The sequence below is a fragment of the Streptomyces sp. NRRL B-24572 genome (assembly GCF_002156145.1).
Taxonomy (GTDB): domain Bacteria; phylum Actinomycetota; class Actinomycetes; order Streptomycetales; family Streptomycetaceae; genus Streptomyces; species Streptomyces vietnamensis.
The window spans coordinates 1-1,019 of the sequence record NZ_MWIG01001081.1 but is presented as its reverse complement, the minus strand read 5'-3'; the positions used below and the strand labels follow the sequence as shown (position 1 = coordinate 1,019).

Sequence of the window (1,019 nt, the reverse complement as noted above, 5' to 3'; positions counted from 1 at the left end):
CACCGTCGTTGTGGTTGATCGCGCCGGGCTGCTTCCGGTGGGGGTCGGCGTAGTGCTCGATGCCGCGCCGCGTGATCTGCGCGTACGCCGCGTCGAACTCCTCCTCGGAGACCAGGAAGGCGTAGTGCTGGGGGGTGATGCTGTCCGCGGGGATCGTGGCGAAGTCCAGCGTGACGCCGTTGCCCAGGCCGACCGCGATGAACGGACCCCACTCGGCGGTGATCTCGAGGTTGAGCAGGTTCGCGAAGAATTCCGCGGACTCCCGGTTGTCCCGGGCGTGGACGATCGTGTGGTTCAAATCGACTGACAAGGAATGCCTCCGAAGGCATGTCCCGACACCTCCATGCCTCACCCAGCCGGTGACCGACACGCGATGTCGCCGTAGACCTTAGCCCTGATCCATGCAGTAGATCAACGGCAGTTGACGAGGGACGCGGCCATGCCGACGAGGCCGGGCCACCCGGCACAGTCAGGAGACCCGGTCTTCCTCCACCCCCTCCGCCAGCAGTTCCGCCAGATGCCGGGCCCGCGTCTTCGCCAGGTCCCCGATCTGCGTCCTGCACGAGAAGCCGTCCGCCAGGACCGTCGCCTCCCCGGCCGTCCGCAGCGCCGGCAGCAGCTGGTCCTCCGCACAGGCGACCGAGACCTCGTAGTGGCCCGGTTCGAAACCGAAGTTGCCCGCCAGGCCGCAGCAGCCGCCCGCCAACTCGCCCGTCAGGCCCGCCCGTTCCCGCAGCCTGCGGTCCGCCGCGTCGCCCAGGACCGCGTGCTGGTGACAGTGGGTCTGGCCGGTGACCGGGCGGTCGAGGCGGGGCGGGGTCCAGCCGGGGGCCAGTTCCTCCAGTGCCTCCGCGAAGGTGCGCACGGAGGCGGCGAGGCGGGCCGCCCGCGGGTCGTCCGGCAGCAGTTCGGGCAGGTCGGTGCGGAGGGTCGCCGCGCAGGAGGGTTCCAGGACCACGACAGGGCGGACGGGACCACCAGCGCCCTCAGCCCCACCAGCCTCCTCAGCCTCGCCGGCC

Annotated in this window: 1 protein-coding gene and 1 pseudogene; both read right to left on the bottom strand. The window is 71.0% G+C overall.

The features are described from left to right. Positions 1-310, bottom strand: a 310-nt coding sequence (locus tag CCN56_RS40325; RefSeq protein WP_086832512.1) for a VOC family protein, incomplete at its 3' end; no start/stop codon positions are given. 159 nt (positions 311-469) lie between these two features. Continuing rightward, a pseudogene (locus tag CCN56_RS40320) lies at positions 470-1,019 on the bottom strand (FAD-binding oxidoreductase); the annotation flags it as partial.